Origin of the sequence: Kibdelosporangium phytohabitans (assembly GCF_001302585.1) — a bacterium.
In the GTDB taxonomy this organism is placed as follows: domain Bacteria; phylum Actinomycetota; class Actinomycetes; order Mycobacteriales; family Pseudonocardiaceae; genus Kibdelosporangium; species Kibdelosporangium phytohabitans.
Genome location: NZ_CP012752.1, coordinates 8,628,520 through 8,645,529, shown reverse-complemented (window position 1 = coordinate 8,645,529; position 17,010 = coordinate 8,628,520). Strand labels below are relative to the sequence as shown.

General features: G+C 69.0%; 18 protein-coding genes. 14 read left to right on the top strand and 4 right to left on the bottom strand.

Annotation, left to right across the window (positions count from 1 at the left end; translation table 11 throughout):
- Positions 1 to 21 precede the first annotated feature (21 nt).
- The 3 genes from AOZ06_RS38840 to AOZ06_RS38830 are packed head-to-tail and all read left to right on the top strand — an operon-like array spanning position 22 to position 2,992.
- Positions 22 to 1,614, top strand: coding sequence for a PP2C family protein-serine/threonine phosphatase (locus tag AOZ06_RS38840; protein ID WP_236951885.1), 1,593 nt, complete (start codon positions 22 to 24; stop codon positions 1,612 to 1,614).
- Positions 1,611 to 2,663 (top strand): cobalamin B12-binding domain-containing protein, encoded by a 1,053-nt coding sequence (locus AOZ06_RS38835; protein ID WP_054293933.1) that lies wholly within the window; start codon positions 1,611 to 1,613, stop codon positions 2,661 to 2,663. The genes AOZ06_RS38840 and AOZ06_RS38835 overlap by 4 nt, the downstream gene beginning before the upstream one ends.
- A gap of 2 nt (positions 2,664 to 2,665) precedes the next feature.
- Entirely contained in the window at positions 2,666 to 2,992 is a 327-nt protein-coding gene (locus AOZ06_RS38830) for an STAS domain-containing protein (protein ID WP_054293932.1), read from the top strand.
- Here the strand turns inward: AOZ06_RS38830 and AOZ06_RS38825 are convergent.
- Both AOZ06_RS38825 and AOZ06_RS38820 read right to left on the bottom strand, forming a co-directional pair.
- Positions 2,976 to 3,620, bottom strand: coding sequence for a flavin reductase family protein (locus tag AOZ06_RS38825; protein ID WP_236952479.1), 645 nt, complete (start codon positions 3,618 to 3,620; stop codon positions 2,976 to 2,978). The genes AOZ06_RS38830 and AOZ06_RS38825 overlap by 17 nt on opposite strands.
- A gap of 126 nt (positions 3,621 to 3,746) precedes the next feature.
- The gene (locus tag AOZ06_RS38820; RefSeq protein WP_054293931.1) at positions 3,747 to 4,709 is read right to left on the bottom strand and encodes a helix-turn-helix transcriptional regulator; all 963 of its coding nucleotides are present in this window, start codon (positions 4,707 to 4,709) and stop codon (positions 3,747 to 3,749) included.
- Between the two features lie 63 nt (positions 4,710 to 4,772).
- Here AOZ06_RS38820 and AOZ06_RS38815 point away from each other — a divergent pair, with 63 nt between their 5' ends.
- The 9 genes from AOZ06_RS38815 (at position 4,773) to AOZ06_RS38775 (ending at position 12,470) form a co-directional block, all read left to right on the top strand.
- Complete coding sequence (locus AOZ06_RS38815) at positions 4,773 to 5,921, top strand: epoxide hydrolase family protein (RefSeq protein ID WP_054293930.1); 1,149 nt, start codon at positions 4,773 to 4,775, stop codon at positions 5,919 to 5,921.
- A gap of 271 nt (positions 5,922 to 6,192) precedes the next feature.
- Positions 6,193 to 7,002: a GNAT family N-acetyltransferase gene (locus tag AOZ06_RS38810; RefSeq protein WP_054293929.1), complete on the top strand. Its 810-nt coding sequence runs from the start codon at positions 6,193 to 6,195 to the stop codon at positions 7,000 to 7,002.
- The gene (infA, locus tag AOZ06_RS38805; protein WP_054293928.1) at positions 6,972 to 7,196 is read left to right on the top strand and encodes a translation initiation factor IF-1; all 225 of its coding nucleotides are present in this window, start codon (positions 6,972 to 6,974) and stop codon (positions 7,194 to 7,196) included. The genes AOZ06_RS38810 and infA overlap by 31 nt, the downstream gene beginning before the upstream one ends.
- A 90-nt stretch (positions 7,197 to 7,286) precedes the next feature.
- Positions 7,287 to 8,534, top strand: a complete 1,248-nt coding sequence (locus tag AOZ06_RS38800; RefSeq protein ID WP_054293927.1) for an NAD(P)/FAD-dependent oxidoreductase — start codon at positions 7,287 to 7,289, stop codon at positions 8,532 to 8,534.
- Between the two features lie 112 nt (positions 8,535 to 8,646).
- Positions 8,647 to 9,204 (top strand): DUF1453 family protein, encoded by a 558-nt coding sequence (locus tag AOZ06_RS38795; RefSeq protein WP_063810535.1) that lies wholly within the window; start codon positions 8,647 to 8,649, stop codon positions 9,202 to 9,204.
- Positions 9,201 to 10,322 carry a sensor histidine kinase gene (locus AOZ06_RS38790; protein ID WP_054293925.1) on the top strand — a complete coding sequence of 374 codons (1,122 nt, stop codon included), beginning with the start codon at positions 9,201 to 9,203 and terminating at the stop codon, positions 10,320 to 10,322. The genes AOZ06_RS38795 and AOZ06_RS38790 overlap by 4 nt, the downstream gene beginning before the upstream one ends.
- On the top strand, positions 10,319 to 10,975 hold the full coding sequence (locus AOZ06_RS38785) for a response regulator (RefSeq protein ID WP_054293924.1): 657 nt from the start codon (positions 10,319 to 10,321) through the stop codon (positions 10,973 to 10,975). The genes AOZ06_RS38790 and AOZ06_RS38785 overlap by 4 nt, the downstream gene beginning before the upstream one ends.
- A gap of 68 nt (positions 10,976 to 11,043) precedes the next feature.
- Positions 11,044 to 11,373: a DUF3140 domain-containing protein gene (locus AOZ06_RS38780; protein ID WP_083472832.1), complete on the top strand. Its 330-nt coding sequence runs from the start codon at positions 11,044 to 11,046 to the stop codon at positions 11,371 to 11,373.
- Between the two features lie 32 nt (positions 11,374 to 11,405).
- Positions 11,406 to 12,470 carry a carboxylate-amine ligase gene (locus AOZ06_RS38775; RefSeq protein WP_236951884.1) on the top strand — a complete coding sequence of 355 codons (1,065 nt, stop codon included), beginning with the start codon at positions 11,406 to 11,408 and terminating at the stop codon, positions 12,468 to 12,470.
- Between the two features lie 29 nt (positions 12,471 to 12,499).
- Here the strand turns inward: AOZ06_RS38775 and AOZ06_RS57130 are convergent, their stop codons facing one another.
- On the bottom strand, positions 12,500 to 12,637 hold the full coding sequence (locus AOZ06_RS57130; protein WP_157233488.1) for a hypothetical protein: 138 nt from the start codon (positions 12,635 to 12,637) through the stop codon (positions 12,500 to 12,502).
- Positions 12,638 to 13,475: 838 nt separating this feature from the next.
- On the opposite strand from AOZ06_RS57130, the gene AOZ06_RS38770 reads away from it, so the two are divergent.
- The gene (locus tag AOZ06_RS38770; RefSeq protein WP_083472212.1) at positions 13,476 to 15,749 is read left to right on the top strand and encodes a putative Ig domain-containing protein; all 2,274 of its coding nucleotides are present in this window, start codon (positions 13,476 to 13,478) and stop codon (positions 15,747 to 15,749) included.
- A 4-nt stretch (positions 15,750 to 15,753) separates the two neighbouring features.
- Here the strand turns inward: AOZ06_RS38770 and AOZ06_RS38765 are convergent, their stop codons facing one another.
- Positions 15,754 to 16,392 (bottom strand): TetR/AcrR family transcriptional regulator, encoded by a 639-nt coding sequence (locus AOZ06_RS38765; protein WP_054293923.1) that lies wholly within the window; start codon positions 16,390 to 16,392, stop codon positions 15,754 to 15,756.
- 100 nt (positions 16,393 to 16,492) lie between these two features.
- Between AOZ06_RS38765 and AOZ06_RS38760 the strand changes: the two genes are divergently transcribed.
- Positions 16,493 to 17,002, top strand: a complete 510-nt coding sequence (locus AOZ06_RS38760) for a CcdC protein domain-containing protein (protein WP_054293922.1) — start codon at positions 16,493 to 16,495, stop codon at positions 17,000 to 17,002.
- Positions 17,003 to 17,010: the final 8 nt, after the last annotated feature.

Below are 17,010 nucleotides of genomic sequence, written 5' to 3'. Positions count from 1 at the left end.
AGGTGAACGCGGGGTTTTGTGGTGAGCACATCCGAGGAGCAGTCGGTACGACTGGCCGAAGCCGAGTACGGCTCGGTCATCCGGGCGGCGCCGTCGCCGGTCGTCGTCGTGGGCTCCGACGGCACCCTGGTCGAGCTCAACGACGCCGCTGACCTGGTCTTCCCCACTGCCCGGCCGGGGCTCCCGCTGGCCGACGCGGTGCCGTCGTGGCTGGCGCGGGCGCATCGGGAGAGCTCCGGCCAGCCGGTCCGGGGGCTGATCGCCGGACGCGCGTTCCAGGCGCACGCCACCCGGCTGGGTGATGCCGTGGCGTGGTGGCTGATCGACGAGACCGAGGAGCAGCGCACCAAGCAGCTGCTGGAGGTCGAACGGGAGCGCACCGCGTTCCTCGCGCACGCGTCCACGTTGCTGCTGTCCTCGATGAACCTCGGCCGGTGCATGGAGATCACGGCCCAGCTCGCGTCCGAGTACCTGGCTGACGCGGCGGTGGTCATCCTCCCGCCGGTGGTCAACAAACTGACGATGGTGTGGCGTGCGCGCGGCGGGCAGGCGGTGCGGGAGGTGCTGGCCGCCGATCCGGCGACCGTGCCGGGCCTCGACATCGCGTTGCGGGGTTTCCCGCCGGTCCCGTCGCGGTGGATCGACCCCGCGAGTGTCGCGGACTGGATCATCCCGGACGGGCTCGGCCCGGTCGGGTCGGTCGCGGTCGTCCCGTTGCCAGGTCAGGGTGTCCCCGCGGGTGCGCTGGTGTTGCTGCGCACGTCCAGCCGCGCGGTGTTCACCGAGAACGAGGAGGTGTTCGCGCGGCTGTTCGCCGCACGTGCCGGTGCCGCGATGGCGGCGGCCCGCCTGTACGCCGAGCAGGCGAACATCACCGAGATCCTGATGCGCGACCTGATCCCGCCGCAGCTGCGGCACGTCGACGGGATCGAGTTCGCGGGTGGCTACCAGCCGTCCGGGGTGGCCGAGCGGGTCGGTGGCGACTTCTACGACCTGCACCCGGCCGGTCAGGCCGGTCGTGAGACGTTCATCGTGCTCGGTGACGTGTGCGGCAAGGGCCTCGAAGCGGCGGCGATGACCGGCAAGATCCGCAACACGCTGCACGCGTTGCTGCCGTTGGCGACCAACCACCTGCGTGTCCTGACCATGCTGAACAGCGCCCTGCTCAGTTCGCACCACACGCGGTTCGCCACGCTCGTGTTCGCCTCGGCTGTCCGTGACGGGGCCAACGTCCGCCTGCGGTTGACCAACGCGGGCCATTTGCCGCCGTTGATCGTGCGTAAGGACGGCACTGTCGAGGAAGCACAAACGCAGGGCTCGCTTGTCGGCGTGTTGCCGACAGTGCATGCGAGCACGGCGGTCGTGCACCTGGAGCCGGGGGAGTCCTGTGTGCTCTACACGGACGGGATCACGGAGGCACGCGGCGGCCCGCTGGGCGACACCTACTTCGGGGAACAGCGGTTGAAGGACGTACTGGCCGAATGTGCCGGTATCCCAAGCGAAGCGATCGTCGAACGCGTGCAGATGCTTGCCGAGCAGTGGATCGGTGACAACCACCACGACGACATCGCCGTTGTCGCCATCACCGCGCCACGGCACCGGGAAGACCGATGACACACGCTGTATCAGCCGACCGGGTCGACGCGTTGTGGTCCGCGGTGGTCGCGGGTGACGAGTACGCCGCCGCCGGGATCGTGTTCGCCGCGCTGGACGGCGGCATCCCCGCGGAGGACGTGCTGCTCGACGTGGTCGCCCCGGTCCAGGCCAAGGTCGGGCTGGAGTGGGCGGCGAACCGGATCAGCGTCGCGCAGGAACACGCCGCGACCGCGATCAACGACCGGGTGATCGCCGCGATGGCCCACCACCCGGTCGCACGGGTCGAGCCACGGCTCGGCCGCGTCATCGTGGCGTGCATCGACGGGGAATGGCACGCGCTGCCCGCGCGCCTGCTCGCGGAAGTGCTGCGGTTGCGGGGCTGGCGTGTGGATTTCCTCGGTGCGAAGGTGCCGGTCCAGCACCTCATCTCCCACCTGCACCTGACCGGGCCGGACGCGGTGGCGTTGTCCAGCTCGATCGCCACCCGGCTGCCCACCGCGCACGCCACGATCACCGCTTGCCAGGCGGCGGGTGTGCCGGTCCTGGCTGGCGGAGCGGCGTTCGGTGTGGACGGGCGGTACGCCCGGCTGCTCGGTGCGAACGCGTGGTCACCGGACGCCCGTGGCGCGGCGGATCTGCTGGCCGATGGCCTGCCGCAGCTGACCGCGGAGGCCCACCAGCCCATCGACGACCTGCCGCACCTGGCCGACCAGGAGTACACGATGGTCGCCCGCACGGCCCGGTCCTTGGTCAAGCAGACCATGGCGGATCTCGCCGAGCGGTTGCCCGTGATGCGCGAGTACACGTCACAGCAGCTGGACCGCACCGGCGAGGACATCGCGCACATCGTGGACTTCCTGGCCACCGCGCTCTACACGGACTCGCTGGAGCTGTTCACCGGGTTCCTGCGGTGGACCTCGGAGATCCTGGCTGCCCGCGGCGTGTCCGGCCGGTTCCTGCTGCCCACGCTCGACGTGCTCGCCGTGCAGCTCAAGGACTTCACCAGGGCGAGCCGGTTCATCAAGGAAGCGTGCGACGACCTCGGCCGCGCGCTGGACGAGGCGTGACGATGAAACCGGCGTTCACGGCGACAATCAGCACCAGCGAGCCGCACACGCTCAAGGTCCACGTCGGTGGCGAGCTCACGTTCGGGAACGCCGAGGACCTCGACGCGCTGATCGCCGAGCAGTTGCTGCGGCTGCCGGAGGTCCGTGACCTCTTCATCGACTGCGCGGACGTCGCCGCCGTCGACTCGATGGGCCTGTCGGTCCTGCTGATGGTCAAACGCCGCGCCCAGCAAGCCAACGCCCAGCTGCACCTGGACAACCGTCCCGCCCGTCTGGAACGCATGCTCACCCTGACCGGGACGTACGCGCACTTCACCGGCCAGGCGTAACCGCCTTCACCGGGACCGCGCGGGCACGGTCGATGTCCGGGCCGCGGTAGAGGCGCTCGGGGATCCGGGACAGCGTCGACGGGTGCACCTGCGGGCCGAGGCCGTAGAACTTCTGGAAGCTCATGATCAGCGGGCGCCAGGCGTCCGGGTCGATGTGGTCGTCGGTGCCTGCCAGCCGCAGTTCCTCGTGCACGAACACCCGTTGCACACGGACCTCCACCGCGACGATCCCGCCGCGCAGCTGTTCGTCCGCCTCGGCGACCGGGTGCACCGCCTCGACCACGACCTCCATCGCCACGGGACATTCGGCCACGCGCGGCGGCGCCACCGTCTCAGACGGGACTGGGGTGAGCCCGGCGCGGCCGAACTTGTCGGCGACGTGGAAGTAGCCGCGCCGCAGCTTGCCCGGCGGCACCGGGTCCGACCCGGTGGTCATCGCGAGCCGGTCCACCGCCGGCGCCATCGTGTCCGACGGCAGGTTGAGCACGCCTTCGCCGGTGCGCAGCAGGTTGCGGGTGGACTGCGACTTCGCGGAGATGCCGAGCATCGCGCGCCAGCCCAGCCAGAACGCCGACGAGATCGGCGCCAGGTTCGGCGTGCCGTCCTGGTTCTCGCTCGAGATGAGCACGACCGGCGTACCGAAGTAGAGGATGCCGGGCTCGATGGGCTGGTGCACGAAGGACTGCGTCTTCACGTTCGCCAGTGTGGGCAGCCGGGGCCCGCCCGCGCTGGCGGGGATCGGACATCGAGCTGATCACTCGGTCGCCCTGATCGCGGCGGTCGCGCGCTGGTAGCGCCCGGCGAGTGCGTTCAGCTCGTCGGCCAGTTCGACCGAGTCGGTGACCTCGAAGTCGGCGTCGAGCATGCCCAGCCAGAGCGCGAGCATGCGGGGGTTGTCGGAGCCGACGTTGACGCGGCACGTCTGTTCGTCGACCGGTTCCACGACCACGCTCGGCGGCAGGCGGGCGACGACGTGTTCGGCCGGGGCGTACACGGTGACGTTCGCGCGGTATCGCCACGTCGCCGTGTCGAGCTTCCCCTTCAGGTAGTCCACGACGTCACCGCCGGGAACCGGACGTGCGGTGAACCGTGGGCCATTGGGTGTGCGTGGTGTGATCCGGTCCGCCCGGAACGTACGCCAGTCGGCGCGGTCGGTGTCCCACGCCAGCAGATACCAACGGCCGCGGGTGTGCGCGAGTTGGTGCGGCTCGGCGGAACGGCTGCTGGGTGTGCCGTCATGGGTCTGGTAGTGGAAGCGCAGTGTTTCCTTGGTGCGGATGGCCGTGGCGATGGCCGTGAGGACCTCGCTGTCCAGCACAGGTCCTTTGTGGGGGATGGAGACCGTCGATTCCTGCAGCGCGCCGACCCGGTAGCGCAGCCGCGTGGGCAGCATGCGGTCCAGTTTCGACAACGCGCGCTCCGCGGCCTCCTCGATCCCGGAGACGCTGGTCGCGGTGCGCAGGCCGACCGTGACCGCGATGGCCTCGTCGTCGTCGAGCAGCAGAGGCGGCATCGAGGCACCCCCGCCGAGGCGGTACCCGCCCGCGACACCAGGCGTCGCCGCGATCGGGTACCCGAGCGAACGCAGCCGCTCCACGTCGTTGCGGACCGTCCGGGAGCTGACGTCCAGCCGCTCGGCGAGCTGCGGCCCGGACCAGTCCCGCGGTTGTTGCAGCAAGCCGAGCAGACGCAGGAGCCGAGCAGCCGTCGTTGTCATGTGAAAAATTATCGCAGCAAACGCGGAACGATCCTTGCCGCAATAGGTCATAACGTAGCTGCCATGACACAAGAGATCCGCCCGTTCAGCATCGCCATCCCGCAGGCCGACCTCGACGACCTGATCGACCGCGTGGCCCGCGCCCGGTGGCCGCACCACCCCGCGGGCGGCGACTGGTCCAGGGGCGTGCCGGTCGACTACCTCAAGCAGCTCGCCGAGTACTGGGCCGGCGAGTTCGACTGGCGGGCCCGTGAGGCGCAGCTCAACGAGATCCCGCAGTTCGTGACCACCATCGACGGCCAGGACATCCACTTCCTGCACGTGAAGTCGCAGCGGCCGGACGCCGTGCCGCTGCTGATGACCCACGGCTGGCCCAGCTCGCCGTTCGAGTTCACCAAGGTGATCCAGCCGCTGGTCGAAGCCGGTTTCGACGTGGTCGCCCCGGCACTGCCCGGCTACGGCTTCTCCACGCCGGTCAACGAGCCGGGCTGGGGCAACCTGTTCCGGGTGGCAGGCGCGTGGGCGGAGTTGATGCGGCGGCTCGACTACTCGCGTTACGCCGTGCACGGCACGGACGCGGGATCGGGCGTGTCCCTGTTGATGCCCGTGGTCGCCGCCGAGCACGTCATCGGCGTGCACCTCAGCGGAACGTCCCCGGCGCTGCCGTTCGGCCCGCCCATCGACACCGACGGCCTGACCGGCGAGGACCTCCGCCGGGCCGAGCACTTCAACCAGACGCAGCAGGACGGCATCGGCTACCTGCACATCCAGGCCACGCGACCGCAGACGGTCGGCTACGGCCTGACCGACTCGCCGATCGCGCAGCTCGCGTGGATCGTGGAGAAGTTCAAGGAGTGGACGTTCCCGGCGTCGAAGCTGCCCCAGGACAAGGTGGACATCGACCAGGTGCTCACCAACGTCACGATCGCGTGGTTCACCCAGTCGGGACTGTCCTCGGCGCACGCGGTCTACGAAGGAATGCAGGTCTACCGCCAGATGGCCGCCCAGCAGGGTGACGGCGACCAGGCCGCGTGGGGGCCCAGCGCCCCGGTCGGCTACGCCGTTTTCGCCGGTGACGACACGATCCGCTCGCTGGTCGACCCGGCCGGGCAGATCGCGCACTGGTCGGAGTTCGACGCGGGCGGCCACTTCCCGGCGATGGAGGTGCCCGACCTGCTCGCGGCCGACATCAGCACCTTCTTCGACCGTTAGGCGGATCTTCGAAGAGGCCCAGCTCGCGCCCGTAACCGGGGGAGCTGGGCCGCTTCGTGCCGACCAGGACACGGGCACCGGTGAAGGCCGGGAAAATGAGTTGGCTGGCCGGTGGCCTGGTTGTAACGTGCGCGAAGCCGTGACACCACTGGAGGAGGTGAGACCCATGAACGTTGATTGGACGTGGGTGCTCCCCACTTCGTCACGGCCTGGCGATTGACGTAGGTGTCGCCGGGAGCGCCGACTGCGCACTCCCGAAAGGCAACATCCTATGGATTCTGCGCGTTTCCCGTCGGAAACGGGCGTACTGGTCACGCGAGTCGCGGAGAACCAGTGGCATGCTGTGGACGACGGCCGGGTCGTCGGCCGCGGCGACACCACGCACCGGCCCGACGGCCGGGTTTTCCTCAGCATCGACTCGTGGCATGACACAGTCTTCGACCTGCTCGCCGACGCCATGCTGGCGGACCTGGGGGCACCGTTGTACACCGTGGTCGACGAAGCCGACCGCGAGCTGACTGCCCGGTGGCAGCGGGCCGGGTTCACGATCCGGCGCCGCGAATGGGAGTACCTCGTCCCCACGGACCCCGAGGTCACCAAGCTCCCCGAGGCGCCGCCGGACGTGACGGTAGTGGGCGTCGGCGCGGCCGAGGAACGCCTCCTGCGCGAACTGGACCGCGTGATCCGCGACGAGGTCGAGACATCCGTCGGATGGCGGGAGATGCCCGCCGAGATCCTTCCCCGCCAGGCGGTGCACCCGTCGAAGTACGCGGTGGCAGCACACGCCGGCCGATACGTGGGGCTGCTCCGGATCGCGATGGCGACCAGGCAGCCGCGAATCGGCCTGGTGGCCGTCCGGACCGGGCAACGCCGTCGCGGCATCGCGCGCGCGTTGCTGGGCCACGTGCTGGGTACGTTGCACCGCAACGGGATCGAGTCGGCCTGGGCCGAGGTCAACGAGTCCAACGAGGCGGCCATCGCCCTGTTCGAGGGGCTCGGCGCCCAGCTCATGAGCAGCAACATCGAACTGACCGGCGGAAGGAGGGTGCTGTGCCACGCGGATCAGGCGGCATCGAAATAACGGGCACTGTCCTGGAGTGCCTGCGTAACGCCACTTTCAGGGTGGAACTGGAGAACGGGCACAAGGTGCTCGCGCACATCAGCGGCAAGATCCGCAAGAACTACATCAAGATCCTGCCGTACGACCGGGTGCTCGTCGAGCTCAGCCCGTACGACCTCACACGCGGCCGGATCCTCTTCCGGTACCGCACCTGACACACCACTGTGGACGCCGGGGGCACACCTTCGGGTTTGGTGTGCCCCCGGCGGGGTACCTGGAATCACACCCAGTGATAGGAGCCGCAGGTGGTCGAGCGGACGGATGTCGTGGTGGTCGGTGCCGGACTGGCCGGTCTGAGCGCCGCGTGGCGTCTGCGGCAAGCCGGGCTGGACGTCGTGGTCTGCGAGTCGGCCGACGAGGTGGGCGGGCGCGTACGCACCGACGTGGTCGACGGATTCCGGCTCGACCGGGGCTTCCAGGTGCTCCTGCCGTCGTATCCGGCGGTGAAGGCGTTGCCTGGCCTTGCCTCACTGCGGTTGCAGCCGTTTGCTCGTGGTGTTGTCGCCGCGGGAGCAGACGGTCGTACGGAGCTGGTCCCGCGCCGATCCGCGTTGGGGGACGTGGCGCGGTTCGCGGTGCAGCACACGCGTGACGTGTTGTCCCTCGCTGCCTTCTCCGCACGGGACATCGCGGCGCCCGCGAAGGCGATCCGGTCGAAACCGCGGCGGACCACAGCGGCTGAACTGTCCGAGGTGGGACTGTCGCCGGGCCTCGTCGACAGCGTTTTCCGCCCTTTCCTGGCAGGGGTGTTCCTGGACCGCGACCTCGGCACGTCGTCGCGTGTGTTCCACCTGATCTGGCGGTCGTTCCTGCGCGGCGGTGGTGCGCTGCCCGCGTCGGGTATGGGCGCGCTGCCGCACTTGCTCGCGTCATTCCTCCGGCCCGGCACGGTCCGCTGCAACACGCACGTCAGCGCCGTTACCGAACACGGTGTGCGGCTGCGGACGCGTCACGCCATCCACGCCCGCGCTGTTGTCGTCGCTACCGACGGCACGGCCGCCGCTCAACTGCTGCCCGGCGTGACCGCGCCGGAATGGCACTCGGTCGTCACGTACTACTACCGGCTGCCCGCGCCGCCGCCCGACACCGGCAGCACCCTGCTGGTCGACGGCGAGCTTCTGCTGAACACAGCCGTCATCAGCAATGTCGCACCGGGACACGCGCCGCCGGGACGGGCTTTGGTTGCCGCGTCGATACCCGAGCCCAGCGACGACCCGGACCTCGAAGGCGTCGTACGGGAACGACTGTCCACCTTGTACGGCACGGACACGAGCGGCTGGGACCTGCTGCGGACCTACGAGATTCCGCAGGCCTTGCCTGTCATGGGACCACAACACCCGCTCCGGCAGCCGGTGCGCATCGCTGACGGGCGTTATGTCTGCGGCGACCACCGTGACACGAGTTCGATCCAAGGCGCGCTGGTGTCCGGCCGTCGCGCCGCCGCGGCCGTCATCCAGGACCTCGCCGCACGGGGACAGGCCGCACGGGGATAGGTGGAGACAGGATCTCCACCCGGGATACAGCGGCTGACCCACGACTCCGGCGCGTGGCGTTCGTAGCGTTGATCACGTTCGAATGACCTGCTTGGCGTGGGAGGTGGGGCCGATGAGCGGTCCTGTTGAGATCGTCCTGATCATTGCTGTCATCGCTTACGTGCTGGGCCGCCGCCTGCTCGGTGAGCCGGTCCAGGGCAAGCGCTTGTTGCTGCTGCCCGCCGTGCTCCTCGGAGCCGGGCTCCTCGATCTGACGAAGGTGGCCCAGTCGCCGGCCTCCATCTGGTTCCTGATCGCCACCACCGTGCTCAGCGCTGTGCTGGGCCTGCTTCGCGGGGCGAGCACCCGGGTGTTCGAGAAGGACGGTGTGGTCCACCTGCGATACACAGTCATGACCTTGGTGCTGTGGGCGGCCAACATCGCGGTCAAGTTCGGCGCGGGTGCCGTGCTGGGCACCGTCGCCCCCAACGCCGACCGCGGCAACGGGATGATGTTCACACTGGGCGCGGGCCTGCTCGCGGAGGGCTTGGTGGTGCTGTCCAAGGCCGTACGCAGCGAGGGTCGGATCATGTGGGCCAAGGGACGCAACGGCCAGCCGCACCGGATGTCGCCGAGGCTGGATGCGATGCAGCAGCAGGCGCAGACGTGGAGGAACAATTCACGGCCATGAACACCGACAGGGAGCGCGACAAGCTGCGCCGCCCGTTCGTCCTGGGGATCATCGCGGTGGTCAGCGTGGTCCAGCTCGCCGGCCACCCGCCCGCCGCGTTCGCCTGGCTGGTGTGGGGGCTGGCAGCGGTGGCGATCGGTTGCGGACTGGCCCTCAGCCTCCTGCCACGGCGCCAGCCCGCCGAGCGGATTCTGATCCCAGTGTTCGCCGTGAGCAGCGCGTTGCTGTTCCCGCTGGCCACGGACACGGCAGCGGTGGTGCTGGTCGTCGTCGCGACCGCCACTGCGGGGGAGCGGCTGGGCCGCAGGCAGGCGTTCACCATCGCGGGCGCCGGGACCGCCGTCGCGGTCATCGCGACCTGGGCCGCTGCCGACCTGCTGCACGTGCTCGGCACCTCGTCCTGGTGGCTGCCGCTGACCGTCGGTCTGCCGGTGTACATCGGCATCGCCCGTCGCAACCGGGCCGAAGCGATGGCCGCGGCCGAACTGGCCGCCACGCAAGCGCGCCGCGCGGCCGTGTCCGAGGCACGGGAGGCGGCGCTGGAGGAGCGCGGCCGGATCGCCAGGGAGATCCACGACGTCCTCGGCCACGCCCTGTCCGGGATCGCGATGCAACTGGAGATGGCCGACGCCTTGCACGGGGGAGGCCGTGACGACGAGGCCAACGAAGCGGTGCGGCGCGCACGGGCCATGGCGGTGTCCGGAATGGGCGAGACCCGCCGTGCGATCCACGCCCTGCGGGAGGACACGTTGCCGTTGGCGCAGACGCTCACCAACCTGGCGAACGGCAACGCGGCCGGATTCGCCGTCCGGGGAGAGCCTGGCGACGTGCGTGTCGAAGTCGCCCAGGCGGTCATCCGCACCGCGCAGGAAGCGGTCACCAACGCCCACCGGCACGCCCCGGGAGCCGAGGTGAACCTGCTTCTGGAGTACTCCGACCAACTGGTGCGCCTCACGGTCACCGACACGGGCGCCGCCGGGGCCGTGACCACACCGGACCACGCGGGCAGCGGCATGGGCCTGGTCGGCATGCGCGAGCGCGCGAGTCTGCTGGGTGGCACCCTGTATGCCGGTCCCGCCGACCAGGGCTGGACGGTCCGATTGGAGCTGCCGCGATGACCCCGATCCGGCTGCTGGTCGTGGACGACCAGACCGCGGTACGCGACGCGCTCGCCGTCATGCTGGATCTCGACCCCGACATCACCGTGGTCGGCACCGCCGCCGATGGCGAGGACGCGGTCGCCGCCGTGGACGAGCACTCCCCGCAGGTCGTGCTGATGGACCTGAACATGCCGGTCATGGGCGGTGTCGAAGCCACCAAGCTGCTGCACGCCACCCATCCCGACCTGCGAGTGGTGGTGCTGACCACGTTCGAGGACGACGAGTCGATCCTCGCCGCGCTGCACGCCGGTGCCCGCGGCTACCTCACCAAGGACGCCGACCGCGCCACGATCATCCAAGCCGTGCGCAGCGCCCACGCCGGGCATTCCGTTCTGGACCCGGCCGTGCAGTCCCGCCTGCTCACGCTCGCCAGCCGCACACCCGCGCCCGAACCGGACACCACCGTCCCGCTGACCGCCCGGGAACGTGAAATCCTCGACCTGATCGGCCAGGGGCTGCGCAACAGCGAGATCGCCCGGCAGCTGTACATCACCGAGGCGACCGTGAAAACGCACATCAACAACCTGTTCGCCAAGGCAGACCTGCACTCCCGTGCCGACGCCGTGCGGCTGGCCCTGACGCTCGCGGCCGGGAGTCCGCCGAACCACTGACAACCGCATGAGAACCCGGCGCCTGGGTACTCCGACTGGCGAGTGTGAAGCTGGAAGGGAGCAGCGTCGTGTCCGACGAGCAGCAGGACATCCGGCAGGACTTCGGCAGCGCGGTCAACATGACCGCCAAACAGCTGGACGAGTGGCTGAAAAGCGACGAGTCGAAGTCCGTCGGCGACAAGTCCGACGGTGAGTCGACCGGGCACGCGTCCGGCCGTCACATCGTCAAACTGCTGGGCAAGTCCCGTGACGACCTGACCGACGGCGACTACGCGCACATGCGCAAGGTCGTGGGATACGTGCACCGGCACCTGGCCCAACGCCCCAGCGGCGACGTGGAGGACAGTCGCTGGCGTTACTCCCTGATGAACTGGGGGCACGATCCGCTCAAGTCCTGATTCGGGCACAGGAGTTCGGGTATTCGCCGGGTGTGGTGCACACATTCGGGGTGGAAGAAGAGTTCCTGGTTGTCGACCGGGCTTCCCGGCACACGGTGGCACGGGCCGGCGCGGTGCTGAAGCGCGCGGCGGCGGGCGTTCTCCCCCGGGGCGCCGCGCTGCACCCTGAGCTGCTCAGCAGCCAAGTGGAGTTCGCCAGCGGCGTGTGCACGTCGATGACCGAGCTCCACGAGCACCTTCTGACGGGCCGCCGGCTGCTGGCGGAAGCCGCCCGCGGTGAGGGTTTGGCGGTGGTGTCCAGCGGGACAGCTGCGCTCAGCCCCACCGATCTGCCTGTGTCGGACGGTACGCGGTTCGAGCGGATCACCACGATGTACGCCAAGGTCCTCCAGGACTACCAGGTATCCGGTTGCCACGTCCACATCGGAGTGCCCGATCGGGACACGGCGGTCGCCGTGATCAATCACTTGTCGCCGTGGATGCCCGTGCTGCTGGCGTTGTCGGCCAATTCCCCGTACGACTCCGGCAAGGACACGGGGTACGCCAGCTGGCGGATGATCCAGCAGTCCCGCCTGCCCGGCGGCGGGCTGACGCCGTGGTTCGGCTCCGCCGCCGCGTTCGACGAGGCCACGGAGTCCCTTGTGGACTGGGGAGTCCTCGCCGACGACACCATGAGCTTCTGGCTCGCCCGCCCGTCGCCGCGGTATCCCACGGTCGAAGTCCGGGTCGCCGACGCGGCGGCCACCGCCGACGAGGCAGTGCTGCAATGTGCGCTGACACGAGGCCTGGTCCGGTATGCCCTCGCGGAACTGGCCGCCGGTCGGGAAGCCCGCCCGGTTGACGGGCAACGCGGCGCGGCGGCCTTATGGTCGGCGGCACGTCACGGTCTGGACGGCCCGGGAATCGACGTGCGGACCGGGCAGCGGGCCGACGGCTGGGGCCTGGTGAAGGAACTGGTCGACATGCTCGACGACTCGGCAGTGCGTGACCTCGTGGACAAAGTGACCGGTCGTGGAACGGGTGTGCGCAGGCAGCGTCAAGCCGGGAACCCGGTGGCCGCGGTCGACGAACTGATGACCGCGATGGAAGAACGCTGAGCTCGGCGTGAGCCACCTGATGTGGGGCCTTACGGCGTGGCACCGCGCATCCGCCCGGTGAACGACTCGACGGCGGCGACGAAACGCGTTCGCAGCTCCAGCTCGTCCAGGAGAACGATCGTTCTCCACGAGCGCGCGGGCCGCGACGAGGACGGTGTCCACGTCATTCGACGATCCCATCGACAGCACGCCGTCCAGTGGCCGGGAACGCAGCAGGAAACGCCGGTCATTGGCGGGATCGAGGACGAGGTCGTGCTGTTTTCCTTTCTCCAGGCTGCCGATCTGGTCGTGCCAGCACAGCCTTCGCACCGAGGCGTGTTCCCATTGCCGGCGCGGTACTCGCCCGCCCTGTCGTTTCGTCCGGCCACACCTCGTTGTGACCGGGCCACGCCATTCGCATTGCCTCGATCATGCCGAGTGTGCTGCCGCTGATCGCCGATTCGCCCGTCGCGCCGTACTTCCCGGGCGAATGCGACAGTGTGAACCCGGACTTGAGCAGCAGATCCCGTTCGGTGCCGCTGACGAACGCGGTGCGCACCGAGAGCAGCCGTTCGTTGAGCAGGCCCGCTTTCCCGAGGCGGTGGATCGATATGGCGTCGAAGATCGCTGACAGGGCACGGATGCCACCGCCTGCCGCGACCGGACCGGTGTGCCGCCCGTGTCGGCCGGGATCCGCCCGCCGATCAGCACCACCGACCCCTTGGGTAGAGGCGGTCGCGTTCGTCGGCGGCGCAAACGAACCCGCCGTCGATCAGGGTCGCGGGCGCGGCCTGCGGCAATTTGTCTGTTACGGTCGAGTTGTTCTCGCGCACTGGTTATCGCCCCTGTGTGACGGACTGCGGGGACGCCTTGTCGGTACCGGCGCGCCGACCTCGGATCATGGAGCCGGATTAGGCCGTTCGCGGGCATATCAATGACCCATATTTTACCGGATGGCCATTGACGACCCATAGGTCTAGACCTTTACTTCGGTCACCACTTCCCTGCCTGAAGGGTGGCACAAAAATGTCATTTCGGAGAATTCGGCATTTTCGACGAGCGGGGCTCGCGGCTGTCGCCGGCGTCACGCTCGTTGCCGGAGCCGTGTCGGCAGTGGCGGCGCAGCCGGCGGAACCCGCCGCGCCCACCGCACTGACGAGAGCCGTGAACGTGGCGTCGAGCCTGGTCGCCAGCCGACCGGCGGCGTTACACGCCAGCACGCACGACACATTCGTGCAACTGCAAGCGATTTCCGGTACCGCTGGACTGAACTACGTGCCGTACGAGCGCACCCACAAGGGGCTGCCGGTGGTCGGTGGTGATTTCGTCGTCGTCACCAACGCCGCCGGACAGGTGCTCAACACGTCGGTGGCTCAGGAGCAGACCATTGACCTGCCCGACACGACTCCGTTGGTGCGCAAGGAAGCCGCCGAGTCGACCGCCCGCAAGCAACTGACGCGCCTCGACCGGGTGGAGGGCACCCGGCAGGTCGTGTTCGCGCTCGGCGCACCGAGGCTGGCGTGGGAGACCACGGTCGCCGGCGCCGACAAGGACGGCCCGAGCAGGCAGACCGTCGTGGTGGACGCGTTGACCGGCGCGATCCTGCACAGCCAGGAACGCGTCATGAACGGCGACGCCAACACGGCGTGGAACGGCCCGAAGCCGGTGCGCATCGACACCACCAAGTCGGGCAACAACTTCCTGCTGCGCGACCCGGCACACCCGACCGAGCAGTGCCAGGACATCTCCAACAACACCACGTTCTCCAAGACCACGGACTCCTGGGGCAACGGCAACGCCACCAGCAAGGAAACCGGCTGCGCGGACGCGATGTTCGCCATGCAGACGGAGAACAAGATGCTGTCGCAGTGGCTCGGCCGCAACAGCTTCGACGGCAACGGCGGCGGCTGGCCGGTCCGCGTCGGCCTCAACCAGCAGAACGCGTTCTACGACGGCTCCCAGATCCAGATCGGCCGCAACGGCCAGAACCAGTGGATCTCCTCGCTCGACGTCGTCGCCCACGAGCACGGCCACGGCATCGACGACCGCACCCCCGGCGGCATCTCCGGCAGCGGCACGCAGGAGTTCGTCGCCGACGTGTTCGGCGCGGCCACCGAGTGGTTCGCCAACGAGCCCGCGCCCTACGACGTGCCGGACTTCCTCGTCGGCGAGACGATCAACCTCGTCGGCCGCGGCCCGATCCGCAACATGTACAACCCGTCGCTGGTCAACAACGACCCGAACTGCTACTCGAGCTCGATCCCGACCACCGAGGTGCACAAGGCAGCGGGCCCCGGGAACCACTGGTTCTACCTGGCCGCCATGGGCAGCAACCCGGGCAACGGCCACCCGGCCAGCCCGACCTGCAACAGCACGACCGTGACCGGCATCGGCATGGAGACCGCCACGAAGATCTTCTACAACGCCATGTTGATGAAGACCAGCGGCGCGTCCTACCTGCGTTACCGGACGTGGACGCTGCAAGCTGCCAAGAACCTGACCCCGGGCGTCTGCACCAACTTCGACGCCATCAAGGCAGCGTGGAACGCCGTGAGCGTGCCGGCCCAGTCCGGCGAGGCGACCTGCACGCCGACCAACACCGGCCCGACCGTCACCAACCCCGGCGCGCAGACCACGACCGTGAACACGACGGTCAACCTTCAGCTGGCCGCAACCGGCGGCACCGCGCCGTTGCACTGGACTGCCACGGGTCTGCCCGCGGGTCTGTCCATCAGCGACGGTGGTCTCATCTCCGGTACGCCGACTGCCGAGGGTACGTCGTCGGTGACGGTGACTGCGACGGACAGTGCGTCTCCGGCGCGTAGCGGTTCTGCGACGTTCTCGTGGACCGTCCGGCCTCAGGGCGGCACCGGCCCGGCTGTCGACAACCCCGGTGCACAGACCACCGAGGTCAACACGGCGGTCAACCTCCAGCTGAGCGCGACTGGCGGTACTGCGCCGTTGCACTGGACTGCCACGGGTCTGCCTGCTGGTTTGTCCATCAGCGACGGTGGTCTCATCTCCGGTACGCCGACTGCCGAGGGTACGTCGTCGGTGACGGTGACTGCGACGGACAGTGCGTCTCCGGCGCGTAGCGGTTCTGCGACGTTCTCGTGGACGATCGAACCCGGCGGCGGTGGCGGATGCAGCGCCCCGGCCTGGGACGCGGCAACCCCATACGTGCCCAACGACGAGGTGAGCCACAACGGGCACCAGTGGAAGTCCATTTGGTACTCCACGGGTGCCGAGCCTGGCGCCCCCACCTCGTGGAGCGTGTGGCAGGACGGAGGAGCCTGCTAGACAACTAGTCACTCGTGCAGCCGCGTTGGCCGCGTCCGGCCAGCGCGGCCACACTTGTCCTGAGTGCCGCGACCAGCGATTCGGGTGTGGTCGACCGCGGGTACACGACTGCCTGGAGCGTCAACCCGTCCAGCAGTGCGGAAAGCCGCAGCGTCTCGACCTCGATGTCCAGTTCCGCGGGCAGACCGCCGCGCGCGACGGCCTCACGCAGGATCCGGCTGATGAGGGCGCGCATGTGCTGGTTCTGCTCTTCGGCGGTGGGCCGCAACGCCGGGCGAGTACGAGCGGCGACGACAAAAGCCAGCCACGCCACGGCCTCCTCCGTCCGGGTGGAGTCGAGCGGGAGGAACTCCGCGAACAGGGCCTCGACGAGTGTCCGGCGGTCGACGTCAGGGGCGTCGGACATGAGCTTGCCGACATGCGTCGCCACCCGGGCGCCGATCCGCTGGCCGAGCTCGCGCATGGTGAAGATCATCAACTCTTCGTGGTCGGCGAAGTAGTGCCGGACGGAGCCGATGGCGAGCCCGGCCTCGTCGGCGACGTTGCGCAGACTCGCGCCCTCGAAGCCCTCCCTGGTGACCAGCTGGATGACGGCTGAGCTGACGGCCTTGCGGCGAGCTTCGGGAATCACGATCTTGGGCACGATTGTTAATATAGCATGCCCGTGCTAAATTAGCGCCGATCCGGAGGTCGTGGTGTCCCGCGACGGCCCGGTCCGGCAGCGGGGGTCGAGGGGGTTCGGAGTGAACGGCTGGCTTTTGGCGCTCCTGGTCGTCGGGTGTGTCGTCGTCCTGGTCCTGCGGGTGAACGGTGAGCCGCTGAACTGGCGTGATCTGCTCGGGCCGCCGATCGTGCTGACCGCGATCGGCGTGGTGGGCGTGGTGAACTTCGACGGGCTGACCGGCACCGACATCGCCTGGGTGATCGGCGGCTGCGTGATCGGGTTCGGCTTCGGTGCGGCACGGGCGACAACAGTGCGGCTCTACGAGAAAGACGGCGAGCTCTGGCAGAAGTACACCAAGTGGAGCCTCCTGCTGTTCGTGGCAGGTGTGGTGGTGTCCGGCGGGTACGGCCTGCTGGCCGTGAAGCTCGGCATGCACCCGCAAGCCCGGCCGTACCAACTCGCGATCGGGATCAGCTTCGCCGGTGAGGCGGCCGTGCTCTTCCCCCGCGGACTGGCGTCGGAAACCCCGTTCGCCAAAGACAAAGAACGCCCGTGGGACAGGCTCCTCAACGACCGCCTGCGCCGATAGTCATCGTG